The organism is Sphingomonas pruni NBRC 15498, assembly GCF_001598455.1.
Lineage (GTDB): Bacteria > Pseudomonadota > Alphaproteobacteria > Sphingomonadales > Sphingomonadaceae > Sphingomonas > Sphingomonas pruni.
The window spans coordinates 1-1180 of sequence record NZ_BCYZ01000159.1 but is presented as its reverse complement, the minus strand read 5'-3'; the positions used below and the strand labels follow the sequence as shown (position 1 = coordinate 1180).

General features: G+C 65.7%; 1 protein-coding gene. It reads left to right on the top strand.

The features are described 5' to 3' along the window. Positions 1-232: 232 nt before the first annotated feature. Positions 233-1174, top strand: coding sequence for an IS110 family RNA-guided transposase (locus tag SPR01S_RS21020; protein WP_066593810.1), 942 nt, complete (start codon positions 233-235; stop codon positions 1172-1174). Positions 1175-1180: the final 6 nt, after the last annotated feature.

Here is a 1180-nt window from a genome sequence, read left to right as displayed (position 1 = left end):
GCCCGGCATTGTCTGTTTGAGTTGTCGTATGATCGGGCTGTTCCGCTCATAAGCGGGATGCCCGGGCCGGGTGGCCACCCGGCCCGGGCGCGATCGGTCCGACCGTCCCGGCATAGGGCTCGCGCCCGTCGTCATCTTGGTCGCCTGATCGCTTCCCTTGACGCTTGGTGAGTTGCCAGGGCCGCTGATCCACGCCCGCAGACAATCACAAGCTACTGGAGGATAGCCTGCAATGCATGTTTCCACCACCATCCCGACCTGCTTCGTCGGCTGCGATGTCGGCAAGGTCGAGATCGTCGTCTTCGACAGCCGAACCGGGCGCACGACAAAGATATCCAATACCGGCGCGGCGCTGGCGCGCTTTGCCGCGTCCCTTGATCCTGACGCGCTGGTGATCTGCGAGGCAACGGGTGGCTACGAAGCCGTCTTGCTCGAGGCCCTGGTCACCGCCGGGCGCCCCGTGCACCGCGCCGATGCCCGCAAGGTGAAGGCCTTCATCCGCTCGCTCGGCATCCTCGGTAAAAGCGACGCGATCGATGCCTGTGCGCTCGCCCGCTATGGTAGCGAACGCCACGACCGTCTCGCCCGCTGGCAGCCGCGCGATCGCCAACGCGACCGCCTTCACCTTCTCGTCTCCACTCGCCGCGACCTCGTCCGCCAGCGCGTCGCCTTCCGCAATCGCCTCCAGGCTCCCGGCATGGCCCCGATCGAACCTCGCCTCAGCCGCATCCTCGCAGCGCTCGATGCCGAAATCGCCGGCCTCGATACCGACATCGATACCCTCATCAACGCCTGCGAACCGCTACGCCAGACCGTCTCCGTCTTGCGCTCCATCGCCGGCATCGGCCAGACCACCGCCGCCCAGCTCGCCGCCCTCATGCCCGAGCTCGGTACCCTGGGGCGACGCCAGGCCGCCGCTCTCGCTGGCCTCGCTCCCCATCCAAGGCAAAGTGGCAGCAACGACGCCTATCGCCGAACCCGCGGCGGTAGACCCGAGATCAAACAGACCCTGTTCATGGCAGCCCTCGCCGCCGCTCGACACAACCCGACCCTCCGCGACTTCTACCAACGCCTCAAACACAACGGCAAAAAACCCATCGTCGCTCTCATCGCCGTCATGCGCAAAATTATCGTCATCGCAAACGCCCGCATCCGAGATGCTCAACTGAGTTGATGACGG